18 protein-coding genes are annotated in these 21700 nt (G+C 71.6%); 4 read left to right on the forward strand and 14 right to left on the reverse strand.

Going from position 1 to position 21700, the window contains the following annotated elements:
- Positions 1 to 6 precede the first annotated feature (6 nt).
- Genes HD597_RS24780 through HD597_RS24805 form a run of 6 tightly spaced genes read right to left on the reverse strand, consistent with a single transcriptional unit; the run spans position 7 to position 7908 of the window.
- Positions 7 to 1953, reverse strand: coding sequence for an NPCBM/NEW2 domain-containing protein (locus HD597_RS24780; RefSeq protein WP_253745095.1), 1947 nt, complete (start codon positions 1951 to 1953; stop codon positions 7 to 9).
- A gap of 12 nt (positions 1954 to 1965) precedes the next feature.
- Positions 1966 to 3510 (reverse strand): alkaline phosphatase D family protein, encoded by a 1545-nt coding sequence (locus HD597_RS24785; protein ID WP_253745096.1) that lies wholly within the window; start codon positions 3508 to 3510, stop codon positions 1966 to 1968.
- An 8-nt stretch (positions 3511 to 3518) separates the two neighbouring features.
- Positions 3519 to 4826, reverse strand: coding sequence for an ABC transporter substrate-binding protein (locus tag HD597_RS24790; protein ID WP_253745097.1), 1308 nt, complete (start codon positions 4824 to 4826; stop codon positions 3519 to 3521).
- Between the two features lie 13 nt (positions 4827 to 4839).
- Complete coding sequence (locus HD597_RS24795; protein WP_253745098.1) at positions 4840 to 5649, reverse strand: carbohydrate ABC transporter permease; 810 nt, start codon at positions 5647 to 5649, stop codon at positions 4840 to 4842.
- A gap of 7 nt (positions 5650 to 5656) precedes the next feature.
- On the reverse strand, positions 5657 to 6598 hold the full coding sequence (locus HD597_RS24800; RefSeq protein WP_253745099.1) for a carbohydrate ABC transporter permease: 942 nt from the start codon (positions 6596 to 6598) through the stop codon (positions 5657 to 5659).
- A complete protein-coding gene (locus HD597_RS24805) occupies positions 6595 to 7908 on the reverse strand; it encodes a glycoside hydrolase family 36 protein (protein WP_253745100.1) in 1314 nt (437 codons plus the stop codon). The genes HD597_RS24800 and HD597_RS24805 overlap by 4 nt, the downstream gene beginning before the upstream one ends.
- Positions 7909 to 8078: 170 nt before the next feature.
- Here HD597_RS24805 and HD597_RS24810 point away from each other — a divergent pair, with 170 nt between their 5' ends.
- Positions 8079 to 9233 (forward strand): ROK family transcriptional regulator, encoded by a 1155-nt coding sequence (locus tag HD597_RS24810; protein ID WP_253745101.1) that lies wholly within the window; start codon positions 8079 to 8081, stop codon positions 9231 to 9233.
- A gap of 40 nt (positions 9234 to 9273) precedes the next feature.
- Here HD597_RS24810 and HD597_RS24815 read toward each other — a convergent pair whose 3' ends face one another.
- The 4 genes from HD597_RS24815 to HD597_RS24830 form a co-directional block, all read right to left on the reverse strand.
- Positions 9274 to 9705 carry a pyridoxamine 5'-phosphate oxidase family protein gene (locus HD597_RS24815; protein ID WP_253745102.1) on the reverse strand — a complete coding sequence of 144 codons (432 nt, stop codon included), beginning with the start codon at positions 9703 to 9705 and terminating at the stop codon, positions 9274 to 9276.
- Between the two features lie 107 nt (positions 9706 to 9812).
- Positions 9813 to 10673, reverse strand: a complete 861-nt coding sequence (locus HD597_RS24820) for a carbohydrate ABC transporter permease (RefSeq protein WP_253745103.1) — start codon at positions 10671 to 10673, stop codon at positions 9813 to 9815.
- A 2-nt stretch (positions 10674 to 10675) separates the two neighbouring features.
- Positions 10676 to 11635, reverse strand: a complete 960-nt coding sequence (locus HD597_RS24825) for a carbohydrate ABC transporter permease (protein ID WP_253745104.1) — start codon at positions 11633 to 11635, stop codon at positions 10676 to 10678.
- Positions 11617 to 12909, reverse strand: coding sequence for an ABC transporter substrate-binding protein (locus HD597_RS24830; protein ID WP_253745105.1), 1293 nt, complete (start codon positions 12907 to 12909; stop codon positions 11617 to 11619). The genes HD597_RS24825 and HD597_RS24830 overlap by 19 nt, the downstream gene beginning before the upstream one ends.
- 173 nt (positions 12910 to 13082) lie before the next feature.
- Here HD597_RS24830 and HD597_RS24835 point away from each other — a divergent pair, with 173 nt between their 5' ends.
- The 3 genes from HD597_RS24835 to HD597_RS24845 are packed head-to-tail and all read left to right on the forward strand — an operon-like array spanning position 13083 to position 16586.
- Complete coding sequence (locus tag HD597_RS24835; RefSeq protein ID WP_253745106.1) at positions 13083 to 14138, forward strand: substrate-binding domain-containing protein; 1056 nt, start codon at positions 13083 to 13085, stop codon at positions 14136 to 14138.
- A gap of 59 nt (positions 14139 to 14197) precedes the next feature.
- Complete coding sequence (locus HD597_RS24840; protein ID WP_253745107.1) at positions 14198 to 15211, forward strand: Gfo/Idh/MocA family protein; 1014 nt, start codon at positions 14198 to 14200, stop codon at positions 15209 to 15211.
- A complete protein-coding gene (locus tag HD597_RS24845; protein WP_253745108.1) occupies positions 15198 to 16586 on the forward strand; it encodes a sulfatase family protein in 1389 nt (462 codons plus the stop codon). The genes HD597_RS24840 and HD597_RS24845 overlap by 14 nt, the downstream gene beginning before the upstream one ends.
- Before the next feature lie 15 nt (positions 16587 to 16601).
- Here the strand turns inward: HD597_RS24845 and HD597_RS24850 are convergent, their stop codons facing one another.
- From HD597_RS24850 to HD597_RS24865, 4 genes are all read right to left on the reverse strand, one after another.
- Positions 16602 to 17204 carry a DJ-1/PfpI family protein gene (locus HD597_RS24850; RefSeq protein ID WP_253745109.1) on the reverse strand — a complete coding sequence of 201 codons (603 nt, stop codon included), beginning with the start codon at positions 17202 to 17204 and terminating at the stop codon, positions 16602 to 16604.
- Positions 17201 to 18163: a GlxA family transcriptional regulator gene (locus HD597_RS24855; protein WP_253745110.1), complete on the reverse strand. Its 963-nt coding sequence runs from the start codon at positions 18161 to 18163 to the stop codon at positions 17201 to 17203. The genes HD597_RS24850 and HD597_RS24855 overlap by 4 nt, the downstream gene beginning before the upstream one ends.
- Positions 18164 to 18515: 352 nt before the next feature.
- The gene (locus HD597_RS24860; RefSeq protein WP_253745111.1) at positions 18516 to 20498 is read right to left on the reverse strand and encodes a pentapeptide repeat-containing protein; all 1983 of its coding nucleotides are present in this window, start codon (positions 20496 to 20498) and stop codon (positions 18516 to 18518) included.
- 155 nt (positions 20499 to 20653) lie between these two features.
- Positions 20654 to 21652 carry an ArsR/SmtB family transcription factor gene (locus tag HD597_RS24865; protein WP_253745112.1) on the reverse strand — a complete coding sequence of 333 codons (999 nt, stop codon included), beginning with the start codon at positions 21650 to 21652 and terminating at the stop codon, positions 20654 to 20656.
- Positions 21653 to 21700 lie beyond the last annotated feature (48 nt).

Here is a 21700-nt window from a genome sequence, read left to right on the forward strand (position 1 = left end):
AACTCCTTACGAGCAGGTGATGGTGGCGTCGGCGAAGTCGGCGTGGTCGGAGGTGGCGTTGTCGCCGCCGTTGGTCGCGACCAGCCGGACGAACCGGGCGCCCTCGATGGGGGCGGTGACCGTGCGGGCGGGCATGGCGCCGGTGAGCACGCCCGAGTGCGCCACCCGGCCTCCGTCCGCCCAGACCTCGAAGTCGGCCGAGCCGAGCGCGCCGACCTCGTCGTCGATCCCGGCCTGGAACTCGACCGTGGTGCAGCGCCCACCGGTGTAGTACTCGATGTCGGCGGGCGCGTGGGTGCCGAGGCCCTTGGCGTACGTGACGCCCTCGATGGTGAGGGGCCGCCCGTCGCCGGCCGCCCGCTCGCCGTTGCTGGTGTCCTTCTCTACCGGCCCGAAGTAGTTCTTGGCGCTGGTCCAGGCCGCGTCGCTGAGGTAGGTACGGCCCGGGCCCGGAGTGCGGGCCACGGTCACGACGGCCACGGCGCTCTGCCCGCCCTGGGTGAAGGCGAGCTCGTAGTTCTTCGGCTCGGCCGCCGCGGGCGGGGTGACCGCCCAGGTGACGGTGAACGTCTCGCCGGCGTCCAGCCTGGCCTTCGTGGCCGGGGTGCGAGCCGAGACCTGCCATCCTTCGGGGACGGCGGCCGTGACCTCGACGTCGCGCAGCCGTCCCGTCGCCCCGGTGTTCGTGACCCGGGTGACCAGGTCGGCGCTCCTGCCCGGCTCCAGCACCGACGGCCGGTCGTCGCCGAGGAAGGCGGGCGGGTCGGCCTCGAACGTCACCAGGGGCGGCGCCTGCTCGCGGCTCTCCGAGACCCGGTAGAGCAGGGCCGCGTGCGCGGGCACCTGGGCCGCCAGCTCGCCCTCGGAGGAGGCGACGGCGCCGGTCCACAGGTTCTCGACTCGGTAGCGGGAACGGCCGAGCGAGGTGGAGATCGTGGCCGCCCGGTCGCTCTCGTTGAACAGCACGATCGCCCGGTCGCCGTTCTGCAGCGGCTTGGCCAGCACGTGGTACCAGCCGTCGGTGCGGACGAGCGTGCCGTGCGCGCCCAGCGGATCCTGGTCGATCGCGATCACCTTGGGGTTGGCGACGATCGCGGGCGGCGCCTTGGCGGGGTCGGCCTGGAGGATCAGCGGGGCCGCCCCCACGGCCCAGAGCGTGAACTGGGTGCGGTACTCGGTCTCGGTCATCCCGCCGCGCCCGGCCTGGATGAGGTCGGGATCGGCCCAGCTCCCGCGGCCGGCGTACTCGGCCCTGAGCTGGTTGGTCTCCCAGATGTCGACCATGTTCGCGTACGCGTCGGGGATGGGCCGGTTGTAGACGTTGGTCCGCCAGGTGGTGGCGCCGGCGTCCTTGCCCCACAGCCAGGGCACGGTGCTGCCGTCCTCGTTGTTCATGGCGAAGGCGACGCCGTCGCCGAGGGCCTGGCGCATGCGGGGGTAGAGGGTCTGGGCGATCTGCTGGACGTTCTGGCCGGGGAAGTCGGCCGTGGGCACCGAGCACCAGTCGTACTTGACGTAGTCGGCGCCCCAGCCCTTGACCTGCTCGGCGTCGGCGGCCTCGTTCCGGTAGGAGCCGGCGCCGCCGCCCGAGCACGCCTTCGTGCCGGCCGACAGGCTGAGGCCCAGCTTCAGGCCCTTGCCGTGCACGTAGTCGGCGAGCGCGGCGATGCCGCCGGGGAAGCGGGTGGCGTCGGGCTTGAGTGCGCCGCCGTCGCGCTGCGCGGACAGCCAGCAGTCGTCGATGATGACGTACCGGTAGCCGAGCGGGGCGAGGGGCGCGAGGGCGTCGGCGGCCTGGCGTACCGAGGTCTCCGAGACCGAGCAGCCGAGCGTGCGGCTGCTCCAGCCCATCGGCGGGGTCTGCGCGGCGTCGGCGGCACTGGCTAACGGCACGAACGGCACGAACGGCATGGAGAGGAAGGCCGCCGCGACGACGGCCGTGGTCTTGCGCATGGGGGTGTCCCGTCAGGCTGGGTGGAGTGCCGGGCGGCCCGGCTCGATGACGAAGCTGCCGGAGGTGTAGGCCGGGGCGTAGGGCTCGGTGACGCGGGACAGCGAGCGGAAGTCGACCTTCATCTCCTGCCGGCTGATCCTGGTGCGGACGTAGCCGCGGCGGCCGTTGAAGAACTTCACGTGCGGGTTCTCATCCAGCAGGACCTGCGTGTTGGGGTACTCGTCCAGGCCGTTGCCGGCGCTGGTGACCGAGGTGGTGACCAGCTCGACGGCCACCGGCCTGGACTCGGGGTCCTGGTGGTCGCGCTTGATCTCGCCGGCCCAGTGGGAGTGCACGTCGCCGGTGAGCACGACCGCGTTGCGCCGGTAGGCGTCGATGGCGGCGGTCAGCCGGTTGCGGGAGGCGACGTAGCCGTCCCAGCCCTCGTTGGAGTAGCCCTTGCCCTCGCCGTTGGTCCAGTCCATCTCCATGAGGAAGACCTGCTGGCCGAGCAGGTCCCAGGTGGCCTCGGAGCGCCTGAGCTCGCCGTCCAGCCAGGCCTCCTGCTCCTGGCCGAGGATGGTGCGGTTGGGGGCGAAGCGTTCCTGGCAGTCGGGGCCGACGGTGCCGCTCCTGCCGGTGCAGGCGTACAGGTCGCGGTACTGGCGGGTGTCGAGCAGGTGCAGGTTGGCCACCGCGCCCCAGCGGATGGAGCGGTGCAGCCGCAGCGCGGAGCCGTCCGGCTTCTGGGCGCGGCGCAGCGGCATGTTCTCGTAGTAGGCCTGGAACGCCTCGGCGCGGCGCCGCAGGAACGGCGGGTCGGGCTGTTCGGGTACGTCGCCGGCCCAGCCGTTCTCGATGTCGTGGTCGTCCCAGACCACCACCCAGGGGGCGATCGCGTGCGCGAGCTGCGATTCGGGGTCGGCCTTGTGCTGGGCGTGGCGCAGCCGGTAGCCGGCCAGGTCCAGGCACTCGCCGCCGGCCTGGTCCCGCACCGGGTACTTGTAGTCGCCGTACTCGTAGATGTAGTCGCCGAGGAAGGCGATCAGGTCGGGCTGGTCCTCGGCCATCCGCCGGTACGGGGTGAACCACCCGGCCTGGTAGTCGGCACACGAGGTGAACGACAGGTTCAGCGCCCTGCTCCGGACGCCGGGGGCGGGCGCGGTCAGGGTCCGCCCGACCGGGCTGAGCTCACCCTCGGCCCTGAACCGGTAGAAGTACTCCGCCCCGGGCCGCAGCCCGTCGAGCTCGACGTGCACGCTGTGGGCCGACTCTGGCCGGGCCACCTCTGTGCCCCTGCGTACGACATGCTTGAAGTTCTCGTCGGAGGCGAGCTGCCACTGCACCGGCACCGGGCGGCCCGGCATGCCGCCGAGGCCGTCGAGCGCGATCGGGTTCATGGCGAGCCTGGTCCATAACACCACGCCGTCGGGCGTGGGCTCGCCGGAGGCGACGCCGAGCTGGAAGGGGTCGGACACGGGGGCGCGCCGGACCGCCGCGCGCACGGGTGAGGCACCCAGTGCGGCGGAGATCCCCAGGCTGGCGCCCCCGGCGAACAACACGCGCCGGGTGATCATGTTCTTCCTTACTTGATGGAGGCGTTGCCCTCGGAGACGGCCTGGTCGGCGGCCTGCTGCGGGGTGAGCTTGCCGAGGTACATCTCGTTGAAGATCTGGTTGAGCTTGGTCTCGAAACCGGTGAAGCCGGTGGTGATCGGCAGCGGGAACGTGGTGCCCTTCGACTCCTCCAGGAACGGCGAGACGTCGAGCTTCTGGGACTTCCAGTGGTCGACGTAGCCCTGGGCCAGGCCGGTGATGGCGGGGAAGACGTAGCCGCCGTCGGCCATCATCTTCTGCGGTTGCTCGGTGCCGAGCCAGGCGGCCAGCTTCATGGCCTCCTCGGGGTGCTTGCTCTTGGCGGAGACGGCCTCGGCGAGCCCGTTGAGGTTGACCGAGCGGCCGGCCGGGCCCTCGGGCATGAGGGCGACGCCGACCTCGAAGGTGGCCTCGGGGGCGACGAACGGCAGCAGCGCGTTGTTGGCCGGGAACATCGCGACCTTGCCCGCCTTGAACATGTCGGTGACCTTGCCGGTCGGCGGGTTGGTCTGCGTGGCCGGCGGCGAGACGTGGTGCTTGTTGACCAGGTCCACGCCGAACTGCAGCGCCTGCACCGAGGCCGCGTCGTTGAAGGTGTAGGTCCCGAAGGGCTTGTCCACGAGCTTGCCGCCGTTGGAGCCGACCCAGTTCATCCACTGGGTCTGGTAGTGGTTCCAGGACGCGAACCCGTACGTCGTGACCTTGGCGGGGTCGAACCCGGCCTCGCCGGGGTGCTTGCCGGCCTCGTCCACGGTGAGCTTGCGCGCCGTGTCGAGCAGGGTGCCGGAGCCGTCGGCGGCCCAGGTGAGCTTGTCCGGCATCTCGACGCCGGCCTTGGCGAACAGGTCCTTGTTGTAGAGCAGGCCGACGATGCCCCAGTCCTTGGGCACGCCGTACAGCTTGTTCTGGTAGGTGAACGACTGGACGACGGTCTGGTGGTACCTGGCCGTGTCGCCGGCCTCGACGGGGGCGAGCACGCCCTTGGTGACGTACTCGGGGAACTGGGTGGGGGTCATCCAGAACACGTCCGGCGCGGTGCCGGCGACCGCGTCGGCGGTGAGCTTGGTCCAGTACTGGTCGTACGGCAGCAGCTCGATCTTGACGTCGATGCCCGGGTTGGCCTGCTCGAAGGCCGCCATGACCTTCTCGTAGCCGACCTTCTGCTGCTCGTCCCAGAGCCGGTACGTCAACGTGACCTTCTCCGCCTCACCGCCGCCGCCCGAGCCGCAGGCGGTGAGTGTGAGCAGGGCGGCGCCGAGCAGCGCCCCGGCCCAGCGAATCGGGGGGTTGTGCGACATTCGCTGACCTCTTCTATTTGAGGCCGGTGAGAGCCACCGACCTGACGATGTGCTTCTGGAAGAAGATGAAGACGGCCACCATGGGCGCGAGCGCGATGAGACTGCCGGCCATCATGAGGTTGTAGTCCACGCCGATGCCCGACTTGAGGGTGGCGATCGCGACGGTGATCACCTTGGTCTCGTCGCCGCTGGTGATGATGAGCGGCCACAGGAAGCTGTTCCAGGAGGAGATCACAGTGATGATCGCCAGCGTGCCGAGCGCCGGGCGGCAGAGCGGCAGCATGATCCGCACGAGGATGGCGAGCGGCCCGGCCCCGTCGATGCGCGCGGCCTCCTCCAGCCCGGCGGGCAGGCCCTTGAAGAACTGGCGCATCAGGAAGATGCCGTACGGGGTGCCGAGCACGTACGGGGCGAGCAGGCCGTACCAGGTGTTGACCAGCCCGAGCTCCCGCATGATGAGGAACAGCGGGATCATGGTGACGGCGCTCGGCACCATCATGGTCGCGACGTACAGCCAGAACAGCACGTCCCTGCCCCTGAAGCGCAGCCGCGCGAACGCGTAGGCGGCGAACGTGGTGAACACGAGCTGCCCCGCCGTCAGCGCCAGCGTCATCAGGGCCGTGTTGAGCACGTAGCGGGGGAAGTCGCCGGCCAGCATCTCGGTCAGGTTGGCGGCGGTCGGCGGCAGCGGCGGCAGCCAGGGGGCGGTGGAGCTGAGCTGGGCCTGCGTCTTGACGGCCGTCAGCACCACGAGCAGGTACGGGAAGACCGAGACGAACGCGCCGGCGGCGAGCGTGAGGTAGAGCAGTACGCGCTTGGTCATGTGAGCCTCAGCTAAGGTCATAGGTCGTGCGCTTGCCGAAGAACCTGACCTGCGCCAGCGTCACCACCAGGATGATCACGAAGAGCAGCATCGACAGCGTGGAGGCGTAGCCGAAGTCGAACTGCTTGAAGGCCGTCTCGAAGATCCGGAAGTTGATGACCTCGGTGCTGCGGCCCGGCCCGCCGGCCGTCATCGCGTAGACCGTGTCGAACACCTGGAAGGCCCCGATCAGGTTCGTCACGGTGACGAAGAACATCGTGGGGTTGAGCAGCGGTAACGTCACCCGCCAGAACCGCTGCGCCGGGGTGGCGCCGTCGGTGGAGGCGGCGTCGTGCAGCTCCTTCGGGATGCTCTGCAGACCGGCCAGGAAGAACAGCATGTTGTAGCCGGTGTGCTGCCAGACGCTGACCAGCGCGACGGCGGGCAGCGCCCACGCGGGGTCGGACAGCCAGTCGGGGCCGGTGATGCCGACGAGCGCGAGCGCGCTGTTCAGCGCGCCGTCGCGGGGGTCGAAGATCCAGTTCCAGATCAGGCCGAGCACGATCGGCGTGGCCATCCACGGCACCACGTACAGCGACCGGAACAACTTGACGCCCTTGACGGGCCGGTTGAGCAGCATCGCCATGGCCAGCGCGAGCACGGTCTGCAGCGGGATGCAGAGCAGCACGTACAAGACGCTCACCAGGAGCGAGTGCCAGGCCTCGCCGTCGGCGAGCAGCCGCCGGTAGTTGTCCAGGCCGACGAACTCGGGGGCGGACAGCAGCTCCCACTCGAACAGGCTGAGGACGAGCACGATCACCATCGGCAGCAGCAGGAACGCCACGACGCCGAACAGGCTGGGCCCGATGAACAGGTAGGCGTGCCATCCGGACGTCCGCCGCCGCGCCTTCGCGCCCTTCGGCCGCACGCGCTCGCGCTGGGCGACGTCGGGGAGGGTGCCGCTGGTCACGACGGGTCCGTCGTGGTGGGCACCATGAGCCGCCTGGTCGTCTCCAGGCCCCAGTCGTCCAGCGCGGCGATCGGGTCGCTGGCCCCGCGCAGGCCGCCGGTCGCCTCGATGTGCGCCGCCCACTCGTGCCTGGCCTCCACCTCGGGGCGCACGATGATGCAGTCGGGGTCGTTGACCCACCAGCGGGCGTGCAGGAACTCGCGGGCCGCGCCGGTGAGCCGCGCGCCGAGCTGCGACGGCTGGCTGATGTCGCCCGACTTGGGGTGCAGGGTGGGCGCGATGTCGGGGCTGACCCGCATGATGTCGACCAGCCCGATGCTGGGCAGCATCGGCGCGCCGCACCCGTGCAGGGTGGCGTCGGGGCCCGCGCCCTCGCGGATCAGCTCCAGGCCCCTCCGGTACGCCGTGATCGGGTCGACGTCCTCGTGCCGGGCTCCGGCCAGGGCGCCGGCGTAGACGAAGTCGAGCTTGAAGTGACTGATGCCCATCGCGGCGAAGGTGTGGAAGACGTTCACCACGTGCTCGGCCGCCCCGGGGTGGGTGACGTCGAGCACCGCGAGCTCCTGGTCCCACATGCGGCCGGCGTACGCGCCGCCGACCAGCCAGTCCGGGTGCTCCCTGAAGATCCGGCTGCGGTGGCCGACCAGGAACGGCGCCGTCCAGATGCCGGTCCGCCGGCCGGCGGCGGTCATGGCGTCCACGGCGCGTGCCAGCGAGCCGAACTCCGGGCGCGGCTCCAGCCAGTCGCCGATCTCCGCCTCGTAGCCGTCGTCGATGAGGAACATGTCCGCGCCCAGGCCGAGCCGCTCGGACAGCTCCAGGTTCTCGATCACGTCGGCGTCGGTGACCTTGCCCCAGTAGCCGTACCAGGTGCACCACATGGGCGGGACCGCCGGGAAGGAGGCCGGGGCGTGCCCGGCGGCGACGGTCGTGGCCCACTCGCGCAGGGCGGCGTCGAGCCCGCCCTCGGCGCGGTGGTGGCGGACCGGGCCGTTCGCGGAGATCACCAGGCGGTCCGGGCCCACGCGCCGCGCCCTGATGGACGGCACCTGGAGCGGGTCCGGCGCGGACCACACCTCGACGGACCCGTCGCCCGGGTCGACGGCCAGCAGCCCCTCGCCCTGGAAGACGCCTGCGGGGACCGGCGTCTCCGGCCGGTAGCAGAGGATCTGGATCGTCTCGTCGGCGGGGCGCGGCGGGCTGTCGTCCAGCCGGTACGCGCCGGTGGGGCTCCACGACTGCCAGCCGTGCTCGAACACCCGCGCCTCATCGGGACGACACCTGGTCTCGCCGATGTCAGTGAACGACATCAGTCCTCATTCCTCTCAACTTACGAAGGAGCGCTTCATTAGTAGCACCGGGCTCACTGGAGGGTCAATGCCCTGATTTCCGGGTCACTGCGCGATGACGGCGCTATGACCAGTACCCGGCTGCTGGCATAATCAGGAGCTTAAGGAGGAGACCTACATTAAGGAGGGTGATGGCGGACCTACGCGGTGGCGACCTGTCCCGGCTGCGGCAGCTCAACTCCCTGACCGCCATCAGGGCGATGCGCGGGGCGGGGCCGCTCACCCTGTCCGCGCTGGCCGAGCGCACCGGCCTGTCGCGTCCCTCCATGAAGGAGGTCGCCGACGAGCTCATGGAGCTGGGCTGGGTGGAGGAGGTGCCGCCGAGCCCCGGCAGCATGGGCAGGCCCGCCCGCCGCTACCGCTTCCGCGCCGACAGCGGCTACCTGGTGGGCGTCGACATAGGGGGTTACAACATCCGGGCCGCCCTGTCCGACCTCGACGGCGTGATCCTGGCGGAGACCCGGCAGCCCGTGCAGCTCGACGCCACGCTGGAGGAACGCCTGGCCGCGATCCAGCGCGCGGTCTCCGGCTGCCTGGCGCTCAGCCGTACGGCCATCGAGGACGTGTGGACCATCGCCTTCGGCACCATCGGCGTGATCGACGTGGAGGGGCGGGTCGTCTACTCGGCGGCGGTGCCCGCCTGGCGCGATCTCGACCTGGCCGGCAAGCTGCGGGAGATCTTCCCCTGTCAGGTGCTGATCGAGAACGACAGCCGGCTCGCCGCCATGGCCGAGCACCGCCGCGGCGCGGCCAGGGGCGCCAAGGACGTCGTGTTCCTCCACGTCGGCAGGCGCATGGGCGCGGGCCTGATCATCGGCGGGAAGGTGCACAGGGGGTTCGGCGCGGCGTCGGGCGAGATCGCGATGTTGCCCGAGGCCCGCTGGTTCGACGCCCCCGACCACCTCAACACCTGCGCGTCGGTCCCGGAGGGCACCCCGCCGGAGGACGCGGCGGGCTACACGCTCGCCGCCGCCAGGAACGGCGACCCGGTGGCGCTGGAGGCCGTCGGCCGGTACATCGACGACCTCGTGGTCGGCACCGCCGCGATGGTCCTCCTGCTGGATCCGGAGGTCGTGGTGCTGGGCGGCGGCTTCTCCCGCTCCGCCGACGTGCTGCTCGGGCCGCTGCGCGAGCGGCTGGAGCGCAGGTGCATGCGCATGCCCGAGGTGCGCGCCTCCACCCTGGGCGACGAGTGCGTGGTGACCGGCGCGATCGACTACGCCGTCGACCACCTCGACGACCAGCTCTTCACCCCCGACCGGGGCCCGCTTCCGGTGACCCGCTGACCGGGAGCGGGCCGCGGGCGCGAGGAGGCCGCGGCGCTCGTCAGCCGACGTCCAGAGCGGTGCCGTACAGGCGGGACACCTTGATCTTGATGATCACGCGCCGTTCGCGGGCCTGCTGCTCCAGGAAGGCGGCCGGATCCGGCTGGTCGCCCGCGAAGGCCAGCAGGTCGGCGGCATCGCCGGACACCTCGGCCGCGCCCTCGGCGACGGCGAACGACCAGACGTCGGGGCCCTGCACGTGCAGGGAGACGTGCGGGTTGTTGCGCACCTGGCGCGCCTTCAGCCGGTCGGCCGTCGTGGAGATCCTGACGATCCGCCCGGCCGGGTCCCATCGGTACAGGACCGTGGACATGGCGGGATGGCCGCTGCGCTTGACCGTCGCCAGCACGCCGAACTGCTGTCCGTCGAGCAGCTTCACCAGCGCCTCCTCGCTGAGCGAGCGAGGTGCCGGGCCCGACTGGTTCTCGTCCATGATCTCCCCTTGACAGGCGGCCCGCCACGGAAGGTGGCCGCCATCGACTCAGCAAGGACCGTAGCAGATAGTTCCGTTGCAGACAATCTGCATGGCGGCCCAGGGAGCTATTTCCCGCTGCCCAGGGTCATGCCTTCGATGATCCGGCGGCCGAGCCAGAGGTAGATGACCAGCAGGGGCAGGATGACGATGCCGAGGGCGGCGAACAGCCCGCCCCAGTCGGCCCCGCTGTACTGCACGCGGGTGAGAAAGCCGAGCAGCGCCAGGGGAAGCGTCTGCTGCGCGGGGTCCTGCAGGAAGATCAGGGACAGCAGGCCCTCGGACCAGTGCTGGATGACGTTGAGGATGAGCAGGGTGACGATGCCGGAGCGGGCGAGCGGCAGCATGATCTGCCAGAAGGTGCGCCACGGGGTCGCGCCGTCGATGGCCGCGGCCTCCTCCAGATCGCCCGGCAGGCTGCGGAAGAACGCGGTCAGGAAGAAGACGGCGAACGGGATGGACGTCGCGATGTAGACGATGATCAGACCGGTTAGGCTGTCGACCAGGCCGGCCTGTGACAGCACGACGAACAGCGGCAGCATGATCGCCTGCACCGGGATGCCGAGGCCCAGCGCGAAGAACGACGTGAGCGGCGAGGCGCTCCTGGTCCGGAAGCGGCTGAGCGCGTAGGCGGCGGGCGCGGCGATGGCGACGGTGCCGGCCGCGGTGGCGGCGACCACGACCACGGTGCGCACGATGGCCGGCCCGAACTCGCTGACCTGCCAGGCGCGGGCCCAGTTGTCGAACTGCCAGGTGGCCGGCAGCGAGAAGGGGCCGGCGAAGATCTCCTTGGCCGTCTTGAGCGAGGAGAGCAGCATCCACAGCAGGACCAGGATGTCGAAGGCGACGAGGAGCCAGACGACGGCGAACCCGGCGTGGCGCGGGCGCAGGCGGGCAGAGACAGGGGCAGGGGCAGAGACAGGGGCCATGGTCAGTACTCCAGGCTGTCGCGGCGGGTGACCCGTCGGGTCAGCAGGGTCAGCACGACAATGAGCACCAGCGTCACCACCGTGGCCGCCGCCGACGCGCCGAACCTGGACTCACCGGTCGGCTGGAACGCCTCGGCGTAGGCGTACAGCGACAGCGTCCAGGCCTTGGTCGTCGGCACCGAGCCGGCGGCCCCCGCGAAGACGTAGATGAACTCGAAGATCTTGATGGCGCTGATCGCCCAGAGCGTCGCGCTGACCGCGACCGCGTCCCACATCAGCGGCAGGGTGATGGCGCGGAACTTCTGCCACGACGTGGCGCCCTCCAGGTCGGCCGCCTCGTACAGGTAGACCGGGATCCGGTCCACGGCCGCCATCAGGATGGTGGTGTAGAAGCCGGTGTTGACCCAGACGAGGCCCGCGCAGATGACGAAGAACAGGTTGTCGTCGGACAGCCAACGGGGGACCGCGTCGATGCCCATCGCCCTGAGCAGCCCGTTGACCAGGCCGTCCGCCTGGAACAGGAAGCCCCACAGGATCGAGATGGCCAGCGCCGAGACCGCGTTGGGGAAGAAGATGACCGCGCGGACGAACCTGCGCCCGGCCATCTCCCGCAGCAGCACCGTCAGCCCGAAGCTGGACAGGAACGTCAGCGCGCCCACCCCGAACAGGATGATCATGGTGTTGACCAGCGACGTGGCGAAGACGTCGTCGTACCAGAGCCTGCGGTAGTTGGCCAGGCCCACCCATTCGATCGGCCCCGAGCCCGCCCACTTGGTCAGGCTCAGCGCCACCGTCGCAAGGCCGGGCAGCACGAACACCGCCACGTAGACGACCAGCGCGGGCAGCACGAGCGGCCAGTAGAGCCGCCGCCTGGAGCGGGCGAGCGGGCTGGTCTCCGCGGCGCCGGCCCGCGGCACCGGGACGGGAACGGCCTCGACCGCCATCAGACGTTGACCTTCCACCACTCCACGGTCTCGGCCTTGAGCCGCGCCACGAAGTCGGCGGCCGTGAGCCGGCCGGAGAGGATCTCCTTCGACAGCGGATTGAAGATCTTCGTCTCCCAGTCGCCCATGCCCCGCACCCCGTCCAGCGCGAAGTGCGCCGTCGTCGCGGCGTCGAGCGCCTTCTTGGTGTCGGCCAGCTCCGGCGGGGTGCTGGTGTCGGCCCGGGCGCTGAGCACCTTCTCCTCGGCCGGGATGCGGTCCGTCCACTTCTGGTTGAGGAAGTAGGCGATGAACTTCCCGGCCTGCTCGGCGTGTCTGGACTTCGCCGGCACCGCGAAGCCGTACAGGGTCGTCTCCTGGGAGTCGAAGCCGGACTCCGTCCGGGGGAAGGGGAAGGAGCGGTACTCGAAGCCCTCGCCCGCGATCTCACCGGTCTCGCTGGGCGCCCAGGTGCCCATGAACAGCAGGTCGGACTCGCCCTGCGCCCACTTCTGCTGAATGGCGGGGAACTTGCTGGCGTCCCAGCCGTCGGCCCAGAAGCCGCCCTTGCCGAGCCGCTCCATGTGGCCGGCGGCCTTGAGCACCCTGGGGTCGTCGAAGCCGGCGCCGCTCCTGTCCTGGAGCACCTTGGCCAGCCCGCCCGGGCCGAGCTCGCGGATCAGCAGGGTGGCGGTCCACTTCGGCGGGTAGCCCGCCACGTCGCCGTCGAGGGCGAGGGGCGTCCTGCCCTTCCGCTTGAGCTCGCCGGCCACGGCCAGCAGCTCGTCGAACGTCCGCGGCGGCCGCTCGGCCAGCTCGGGGTGCCGCTTGGCGTCGTAGAAGACCTGCCAGGAGTGGACGGCCACCGGCACCAGGTACTTCGCGCCGCCGTCGGTGACGAGCCGCTCGTAGGTGTCGGGCACCACGTCGGCGACGGTCCTGCCCTCGCCCGGGATCGTGGCGGCGTACACGCCGGACAGGTCGGCGGCGTTGCCGGTCGCCTGCAGCATGTTGAGCACGTTGAACGCGGCGCCGTCCACCAGATCGGCGCCGACGTTGCCGCCCACCAGCGTCGGCTGGAGCTTCTTGAGGTTCTCCCGGCCCTGGAAGACCACGTTGACCTTGATCCCGGTCTCCTTGGAGAACGCGGTGACCGCGTCCTGCACGATCTTGGCGCGGACCTCGTCCTGCTTGAACATCGACCAGTAGGTGAACTCCTCGGCGGCGCCGGCTTCACCGTCCGTGCCGCCGCACGCCGTCAGGCCCAGGAGGAGCACGGCGAGGGCGGCTGTGCCCGGGGTGTGGAGTCTCATCGCAAAACCACCGTTGCTTGCGGGAACGTTGTGGAGGATTCTGCGCAGATTCATCCGTTATAGTCAACAGATTCATAGGAATGATTTGAGTCGTTACTGAGGCGATACAACCCACAGGGCACTCAAGCGCCGGCGCGGCCGCCGGAGTCGGCCACAATGCCCACGGAGGTGGCATGAACGAACGCAGGCAGAAGTTCCGCATGCTCGCGGACGAGCTTCGCCGGGGCATCGCGGAGGTGCGGTGGCCGGAGGGCCGGCTGCCCACCGAGCAGCAGCTCGCCAGGGAGCAGGAAGTCAGCCTCAACACCGTGCGCAGGGCGATCGACCTGCTGGTCAGCGAGGGGCTCGTCTACCGCAGGCAGGGCTCGGGCACCTACGTCAAGCACGACGTCCCGCAGGCCGGGCCGGTGATCGGGGTGGCCGTGCCGTCGATGACGTACTACTACCCGCGCATCATCGCGGGCATCGAGGAGGAGCTGTCGGCCCGGGGCTGCCAGATGTTGCTGCGCAGCACCGGGTACGACGCCGCGCAGGAGGAGAAGGGCATCGAGGGCATGGTCGCCGCCGGGGCCGAGGCCCTGCTCCTGGTGCCCGAGCTGGGGCGGCGCCCCGGCGCGCACGCCTACCTCGACGCGCTGCCGTTGCCCACGGTGCTGGTCGAGCGCAGGTTCAGGTCGGGCGGCGACGTCTACGAGTTCGTCTGCTCCAACCACGGGGCCGGCGGCTACCTCGGGGTGCGCCACCTGCTCTCGCTCGGGCACGCCCGCATCGCCTACATGGCGCGCTCCAGCCCGCACTCCGAGCAGGTCGTCCAGGGCTTCACGCAGGCGCTGGCCGACAACGGCCTCGCCCCGGCGGCCGAGCGGACGCTCCCGCGATGGAGCGCGGCCGACGCGGAGGCCTACCTCGGCGTCCTGCTCGGCGCCGGCGCCACCGCGGCGGTCTGCTTCGCCGACCGGGAGGCGACACTGCTGGTCGGAGCGGCGCTGCGGCGCGGCCTGACGGTGCCGGGAGACCTGTCGGTGATCGGCTACGACGACGAGGTCGCCGACCTGTCGGAGGTGCCGCTCACCGCGATCTCGCCGGCCAAGGCCGACGTCGGGAGGCTGGCCGTCGAGACGATCCTGCACCGCCTGGCCCGCCCCGGCTCCCCCCTCCGGCAGCACCTCATCGTCCCCCGCCTGGTGGTCCGCGACTCGACGGGAGCTCCTGCCGATTTGAGGGGTTGAATTTAGGTATGAATTCGGTCAAGGTGGTCCCGCCGGATCCTCCGATGTGAAGGAAGCTCATGAGTGTTGTCCGTCTCGGCCTGCTCGGCGCCGGCGGGGTGGCCGCCCTGCACGCGCAGGCCGCGCTGAGCATGCCCGACGAGGTCCGCGTCGAGGCCGTCTGCGACGTGGACCAGGCCAGGGCCGCCGAGCTGGCCGCACGCAGCGGTGCTCGGGCGTACACCGACCACCTCGGCATGCTGGACGCGGTGGACGCGCTGATCGTCTGCACCCCGCACGCCCTGCACCTGGCGCCCGCGCTCGACGCGGCGGCTGCCGGGGTGCACGTGCTGATGGAGAAGCCGATGGCCACCTCGCTCGCCGACTGCGACGCCATGGCCGAGGCCTGCGCGCGGGCCGGCGTCGTGCTCTTCCTGGGGCACATCCAGCACTACCTGCCGATCACCGCGAAGGCGTACGAGGTCGTCGCTTCCGGCGAGATCGGCCGGCCGGTCGCCGTCGTGGACCGGCGGGCGACCGACTACCGCCGCGACCACAGGCCGGCCTGGTTCTTCGACCCCGTGCTGGCAGGCGGGGGCGCGGTGATGAACATCGGCGCCCACTGCATCGACCGCGCCACCTGGCTCGCCGGCGCCGCGGCGGTCCGCGTCACCGCGCGGCTGGAGAATCGCGGCCTGCCGGTCGAGACGGAGGGGCTGCTGCAGCTGGAGCTGGCCAACGGCGTGCTGGCCACCGTCTCCGTCACCACGAGCGCGATGCCGCAACTGGACGAGATCGAGGTGCTGGGCTCGCGCGGCACGCTGCGGGCCTCCCGCGCGAACGGCGTCTGGGTGGCCGGGCACGGCCGCGCCGAGCAACGTGCCACGCCGGGCGACATCGACACGGAGGTGGCCGTGGCCTTCCGCGACCAGCTCGGCGACTTCGCCGCCGCGGTCCGCGGCGAGCGGCCCGCCGCCATCGGCCCTGAGGTGGGCAGGGCGGTGGTGGCCACGGTGCTGGCCGCCTACGCCTCGGCGGGCTCCGGACAGGCGGAGCTCGTCCCCACTGGCCGGAAGCCCGTTGGCCAGCCGTGACCCGGGGCGGCCCAACGTCCTGTTCATCCTCAGCGACGACCAGGGGCCATGGGCGCTGGGCTGCGCCGGCAACGACGACATCCGGACCCCTCACCTGGACGCGCTCGCGGAATCAGGGCTGCGGCTGTCGCGCTTCTTCTGCGCCTCCCCGGTCTGCTCCCCGGCCAGGGCGTCGCTGTTCACCGGCCAGATCCCCTCGCGGCACGGCGTCCACGACTGGCTGAGCGCCCGCCACGCCGGGCCCGGCGCGATCGACTTCCTCCAGGGTCGGCGCCTGTTCACCGACGACCTGGCCGAGGCCGGCTACCGGCTCGGGCTGGTCGGCAAGTGGCACCTCGGCGCCAACGACCGCCCGCGTCCGGGCTTCGTGCACTGGTACGCCCACGAGTCGGGCGGAGGGCCGTACCACGGCGCCCCGATTTGGGACAACGGCGTGCGCCGCGAGGTGCCGGGCTACCTCACCGACGTGCTCACCGCCGAGGCCCAGGCGTTCATCGAACGCGAGGCGTCCCACGAGGCGCCGTTCTACCTGTCACTGCACTACACCGCCCCGCACAAGCCGTGGAAGGGCCAGCATCCGCCCGAGTTCGAAGCGCTCTACGCGCACTGCGCCTTCGACAGCTGCCCGCAGGAGCCGCCGCACCCCGCGCAGCCGCGCGGCCGGGACGGCGCGCCCGTCGGCGGCGAACCGGACACCAGGGCCGCCCTGATCGGCTACTTCGCCGCCGTCACCGCCATGGACGCCGGCATCGGGCGGGTCCTGGACACCCTGCGGCGTCACCACCTCACCGAGTCCACCCTGGTCGTCTTCACCAGCGACAACGGCTTCAACTGCGGCCACCACGGCATCTGGGGCAAGGGCAACGGCACCTTCCCGCAGAACATGTACGACTCATCCGTCATGGTGCCGTTCATCGCCAGCCAGCCCGGCCGCATCCCCGCCCGGCAGGTCCGCGACACCCTGCTGTCGGCCTACGACGTGCGGCCGACGCTGCTCGGCCACCTCGGCCTGCCGTACGACTCGGACGGCCCTGGACGGCCGTTCCACGCCGCCCGGGAGGAGGTGGTGGTCTACGACGAGTACGGCCCGGTACGGATGATCCGCACCACGCGCTGGAAGTACGTGCACCGCTACCCCCACGGCCCGCACGAGCTCTACGACCTCGGTCTCGACCCCGGCGAGCGCCGCAACCTGATCGCCGAGGAGCCGCCGGAACTGCACGACCTGCGCGCCAGGCTGGAGGGGTGGTTCGCCCGCTACGCCGATCCGGCCCTGGACGGCAGCCGGCTGCCGGTCAGCGGCGCCGGCCAGCACTCCCCCGCCGGGATCTCCGCCTTCGAGCCCGCCCCCCGACCCGCCGAGCCGGGATGGTGAGCGGCCGTGTTCCGTTCAGAGGGGCTCGTCGGCGAGGTAGGGCGGGGCCGGCTCGTACTGGATCTCCCGGCGTACGGCCCGCGCGTGGTCGCGTCCGTGCAGGTGGCCGATCAGCCACAGTGCGCCGTCGATGCCGGCCGAGACGCCCTGGGTGGTGATCAGGTCGCCGTCGACGACGTAGCGGGCGTCGCGGACGACGGTGACGTCCCCGCGCGCCTGCAGGGCGTCCTCGTAGTTGCGGTGCGTGGCCACGCGGCGCCCGCGGGCGGGGCCGGCGGCGTGCAGGAGGAAGGCGCCGGTGCACACGCTCATGACCCAGGAGGCGTTCGCCGCGGTCCTGGCGATCCAGCCGGTGACGGCGGGGTTGTGCGGCTCGATCTCGCGTGCGCCGCGGCCGCCCGGCACCAGCAGGACGTCCAGCGGGGGGTGGTCGCCCAGGGTGCGGTCGGGTACCACGTGCATGCCCTTACTGCTGCGGACGGGGTCGGGGTGCTCGGCGATGAGCAGCGTGGTGTCGGCGTCGCGGCGCAGGATGGAGGAGGTGGTGAAGACCTCCCAGGGGCCGGCGAAGTCGAGCTCCTCGGCGATGTCGAAGAGCAGCAGTCCGTATGTGGTCACAGGTGTTCTCCCGTAGTCGATCGGAAACGGTCGCGGTAGTCGGAGGGGGCGACGCCCAGGCAGCGGTGGAAGCTGCGGCGCAGGGTCTCGGCGGTGCCGAAGCCGTAGCGGCGGGCGATGGCCTCGAGAGGGTCGCCGCCGTCCTCCAGGGCCCGCTGCGCCGCCTCCACCCGGACCCGCTCGACGTAGGCGGCGGGCGGGATGCCGAGCTCGGTGGTGAAGCGGCGCTGCAGGTGGCGGGGGCTGAGCCCGGCCTGAGCGGCCAGGGCGGCGACGTCGTGCCGGGCGCCGGGGTCGGCGTGGACGGCCGCCACGGCCCGGCGGATCGGGTCGGAGGACGGCTGCATCGACCACAACCCCACGCTGAACTGGGACTGGTTGCCCGGCCTGCGCAGGAACAGCACCAGGTGGCGGGCCACCTCCAGCGCCGCCCGCTGCCCCTGGTCCTCCTCCACCAGGGCCAGCGCGAGATCCATGCCCGCGGTGACTCCCGCGGAGGACCAGAAGCGGCCGTCGCGGATGAAGATGGGATCGGGTCGGACGGTGACGGCGGGGTACTCCCGCGCGAGCCGTTCCGCCCTGGCCCAGTGGGTGGTGACGCGACGCCCGTCCAGCAGGCCGGCCTCGGCCAGCAGGAACGCGCCGCTGCACACGGAGGCGACCCGCCGCGCTCCCCTGGCCGCGGCGGCGATCCAGCCGGTCAGCCGCGGGTCGTGCCTGGCGGTGTAGACGCCCGCCCCGCCGGCGACGATCAGCGTGTCGAAGCCGGACGGGCGCAGCGCCGTCACCCCGAACCCGGCGTGCACCGGCAGCCCGCTCTCGGCGTGGACCGGCCCTGACCGGGGGGCCACGACGCTGCAGTCGTAACCGCCGGCCCGCTGGAACACCTCGTGCGGGCCGACGAGGTCGAGCGACTGGAAGCCATCGAAGATCACGAAGGCGATGCGGTGGGAGTGCACGTCTTCAGGTTGGAGCCCGCGCTCTGATGGCGTCAACGACACGCTTCCCACAGATCGCGCCATGCGCCTCCCGGTCCGGCGCCGTCGCCGCGCCCTGCGCGTGAGCCTCGGCCGGACGTCCGGCGCGGGCCTCGCGGCGGCGTGAACGCACATGGCGGGCCCCGGGCACCTGCCGCTGTGGGAGGATCTGTTGGCCGCACCGGTCTGCGGCGAACTGATCGCCGACGGCTGATGGGGCCGCCCGCTGATCGAGTGCTGCGGCTCGGTCAGCGGGCCCGGCGCTCGTACGTCTGCGACACGTCCTCGTTCCCGTCCGGAGGGCCACCGGATCAGAAGGCCGCGGCGCTCCGGGCTATTGGCGGGAGAGCGCGCGTGTGAGGCCTGCCAGGATGGTCGTCGCCAGGGTCCACCCCGCAGTGATCAGCGCGGCGGCGAGCCACTGTTGTACGCCGCGCGGGCCGAAGGCGGTCTCCTGCCCGAAACCGATGATCGGCAGGAGGAGGTCCAGGGTGTAGAGGAAGGCGTTGAAGGGGGGCGCCTCTGCTGGTTTGAAGGCCGGTGGCCGGTGCACGGTGAACACGATCGTGCCGATGAGGAGGAGGGCCGCGAGCCAGAGCGCGGCCCGGAAGGGACGGTAGCCGTACCCGACGGTCCAGTCCTGCAGATATCCCCACAGCCGCGGCCCGAGCCGTTGCCCCGCGCGCCGGCGACGTTGTTTGGCCAGCAGGACGTCCCTGGCGGCCTCCTCGTCACCATGCCGGCGGTACACGGTGGCCAGTTGCTCGTACGGTTGGGGGTGGTAGGGCTCCTTGGCCAGCCAGTCGAGACGCTCCCGGACGGGCAGGGGAGCCTCCAGGCTGTCGTAGGTGAAGCCGTTTATCAGGAGTTGAGCAGGCCATCGGCCGGGAACGTCGTCGAGCACGCCGACCCGGGTGTGGCGAAGGTCGACGGCGCGCAGCAGCACGGTCTCCGGCCCGATCTTCAGCGAGGCCGCCTCGACGCCACGTAGGTGCAGGTCGCCGTCGATGGTGGCCTCCGCCAGGCACAGCGTGGCGGAGACCTGGGAATTTCTGATCGAGAGGGCTCCCGTGGCGGTGAAGCCTTCGCAGCAGTCGACGGCACCGCCCACGATCACCTCCCACAGGGTCAGAGCCCGGGCACCGGGATTGCTGAGGGCAGCACCGTGAAACGCCAGGCTGCCCTCGACTCTGGCGTTGATGAGCAGGACCTCCCCGTCAGCGCTGAAGCCTTCGCCGCAACTGAGCCTGCCGGTGGCGCCCAGCCGCCGCAGTGAGAGCGCTGTCGCCCCCGGGTTGGACAGCTTCCCGCCGTCGACGTTGACCGATCCGCGGACCTGCGTCGAGTCCAGGAAGACCTCTCCGGTCGCCGTGAAGCCCGGTGTGGCCCGCAGCCCGCCGCCGATCTCCATCAGCGGCGCGTTCAGAGCGCGTCCCCCTGGATTGACCAGGGCCGCGTGGGCGAACGAGAGCGCGCCGCTCACGCGGGCTCCCCGCAGAAGGACTTCTCCCTCGGCGGCGAAGCCCTCATTGAGGAGCAGCCCGCCCTCGACGTGGAGCCTCTCCGCGTGCAGGGCGATGCCGCCGGGGTTGGACAGGTGAGCCCCGCTGAACGCACACCGGTGCCCCACCCGGGCGTCCTGCACGCTCAGCTCGCCGTAGGAACGGAAGCCGTGGCCGCACGACAATCCGCCGTCGACGACGATGCCGTCGGCGGCGAGGCCGTAGCTGTCCGAGCGTCCGACCCGAGCGCCATCGAGGATCATCGTCGCGCCGATCCTGGCAGCGGCGACCCGCATCCCGCCGTCGATGACGGCGTTCGCGCACAGCAGATCACGGTCGACGATCAAGCCGTCGGCCTGGACGGCCGGATCCGCGTGAATCGCCGCACCGCTGAGATCCAGCCTCCCCGACACGTGCGCTCCGCCGAGCTGAAGCGGACCCTCGATCAGGCACCCCTCCAGGCGCAGGCCGCCGCCGAACACGGCGTCCGCGGCCCGCAGTCCGGGCAACCGGGACGCGGCGAGATCGACCAGGCCGGTGCGGGCTCCGGTGAAGACCGGCGCCTCCTCGAAATCGCACCCGGTCATGATCAGAGGGACCTGGACCTCGGCGTACGACAGATCCAGCCGGCCGGTGATCCGGGCGCCGGACAGGCGCAGGCCGGGCGTCTGCCCCGCGAGGCGTTCCCGGGCGCCGAGCAGCAGCCCCGCGACGACCTCAGCCCGAACGCAGGAGCCGGGAGCATCCACCGGACGCGCTGCGGGGAACGCCTCCCAGAGGGCGCGTTCCGGCTCGGAAAGATCCTCGGTGATCACAGGGGGCCTCCCGGAACGTCGTACGCGTCGGTGAGGAGATGCTCCAAGGTCATCACCGAATTGGCAACCGTGCCCGGGCCGCAGGCCACGAGCCGCCGCCGGCACCCGGCCGGCTGCCGCACGCCTGAACGCCGGTGGCACTCAAGATGCCGCGCTCAGTCGCCGGCCAGGGTCCCGCCCAGAGGAGTGCGCTCGTAGCGTACGGACCGCCCGGTCCGCGTCCGCGTCACCAGGCCGCACTCGCGCAGCACGGCCAGGTGGCCGCCCACCGCGCCCAGGCTGAGCCCCAGCTGGCGGACCAGCTGCGTGGTCGTCGCCGGCACCGCGAGCGCCCGCAGCACCTGCGCGCGGTGCGGGCCGACCAGCCGCGCCAGCGCCGCCGCGCCGCCCTGCGCGGGCGGCGGCCCGAGCAGGTGCGCGACGCCCCGCGCCGGATACACCAGCGCGTACGGCCACGGCGGCTCGACGTAGCTGATGAGGGTGCCGAAGACGGTCGGCATCAGCAGCAGCCCCTTGCCGCCCAGCCGGTGCCGCTCCCACGCGTCCCGGGGGCCGGTGCGCACCTCGATCACGCCGTCGGCTCCCTCCGAGCGCCAGCGCACCCGCGGGTCCAGGTCGGACAGCGCCGCGGCCCAGCCGTACATGGCCAGGTGCCCGGCCCGGTGCACCAGGTCGCGTTCCAGCACCGTGCGCAGCCGCGGCCAGTCGGGCTCGACCAGCGCGTGCCACGTCGCCTCGATCGCGTCGGCAAGCCGGGAGAGCACGTCAGGGGCGGCCAAAATCTGCTGGACGTGGCGCGGCGGCGTGCGCAGCCCGGCCAGGTTGCGGGCGATCTCCGCGCGAACCTGGGGCGCCGGGGTCGCCCGCACCGCGGCGAGTTCGGCGGCGAAGTCGCCGCCGTCGCCCGGAGGCGGGGGGTGGATGAAGTCGGCGTTGTAGCCGCCGCGGCGCAACAGCGTGGTCAGCGCCCTGACCGCGGGCCTCTCGCGGAGCAACTGTTCGTACCGCGGCGCGATGCGCTCCGCCCAGGGCCGCAGCGGCCCGGCCGGCTGCTTGCCCGCCGCGACCCGCAGCGCGTTCATGGCCTCACCCAGCGGCGAGATCGCGTAGCGGGTGTGCGCCACGTCGACCGGCCCGACTTCGACGGCAAGCATCTTTCGCCTCCACGCGAAAGCCTAACGCCCGCGCCCGCGCCGCCCCGA

Origin of the sequence: Nonomuraea thailandensis, assembly GCF_024172165.1 — a bacterium.
In the GTDB taxonomy this organism is placed as follows: Bacteria; Actinomycetota; Actinomycetes; order Streptosporangiales; family Streptosporangiaceae; genus Nonomuraea; species Nonomuraea thailandensis.

Coding starts and splice junctions, on each gene's coding strand:
- HD597_RS24865 (WP_253745112.1), bottom strand. CDS start 21,652: ATGCTTGCCGTCGAAGTCGGGCCGGTCGACGTGGCGCACACCCGCTAC.
- HD597_RS24840 (WP_253745107.1), top strand. CDS start 14,198: ATGAGTGTTGTCCGTCTCGGCCTGCTCGGCGCCGGCGGGGTGGCCGCC.
- HD597_RS24805 (WP_253745100.1), bottom strand. CDS start 7,908: ATGTCGTTCACTGACATCGGCGAGACCAGGTGTCGTCCCGATGAGGCG.
- HD597_RS24810 (WP_253745101.1), top strand. CDS start 8,079: ATGGCGGACCTACGCGGTGGCGACCTGTCCCGGCTGCGGCAGCTCAAC.
- HD597_RS24830 (WP_253745105.1), bottom strand. CDS start 12,909: ATGAGACTCCACACCCCGGGCACAGCCGCCCTCGCCGTGCTCCTCCTG.
- HD597_RS24795 (WP_253745098.1), bottom strand. CDS start 5,649: ATGACCAAGCGCGTACTGCTCTACCTCACGCTCGCCGCCGGCGCGTTC.
- HD597_RS24780 (WP_253745095.1), bottom strand. CDS start 1,953: ATGCGCAAGACCACGGCCGTCGTCGCGGCGGCCTTCCTCTCCATGCCG.
- HD597_RS24785 (WP_253745096.1), bottom strand. CDS start 3,510: ATGATCACCCGGCGCGTGTTGTTCGCCGGGGGCGCCAGCCTGGGGATC.
- HD597_RS24835 (WP_253745106.1), top strand. CDS start 13,083: ATGAACGAACGCAGGCAGAAGTTCCGCATGCTCGCGGACGAGCTTCGC.
- HD597_RS24815 (WP_253745102.1), bottom strand. CDS start 9,705: ATGGACGAGAACCAGTCGGGCCCGGCACCTCGCTCGCTCAGCGAGGAG.
- HD597_RS24790 (WP_253745097.1), bottom strand. CDS start 4,826: ATGTCGCACAACCCCCCGATTCGCTGGGCCGGGGCGCTGCTCGGCGCC.
- HD597_RS24820 (WP_253745103.1), bottom strand. CDS start 10,673: ATGGCCCCTGTCTCTGCCCCTGCCCCTGTCTCTGCCCGCCTGCGCCCG.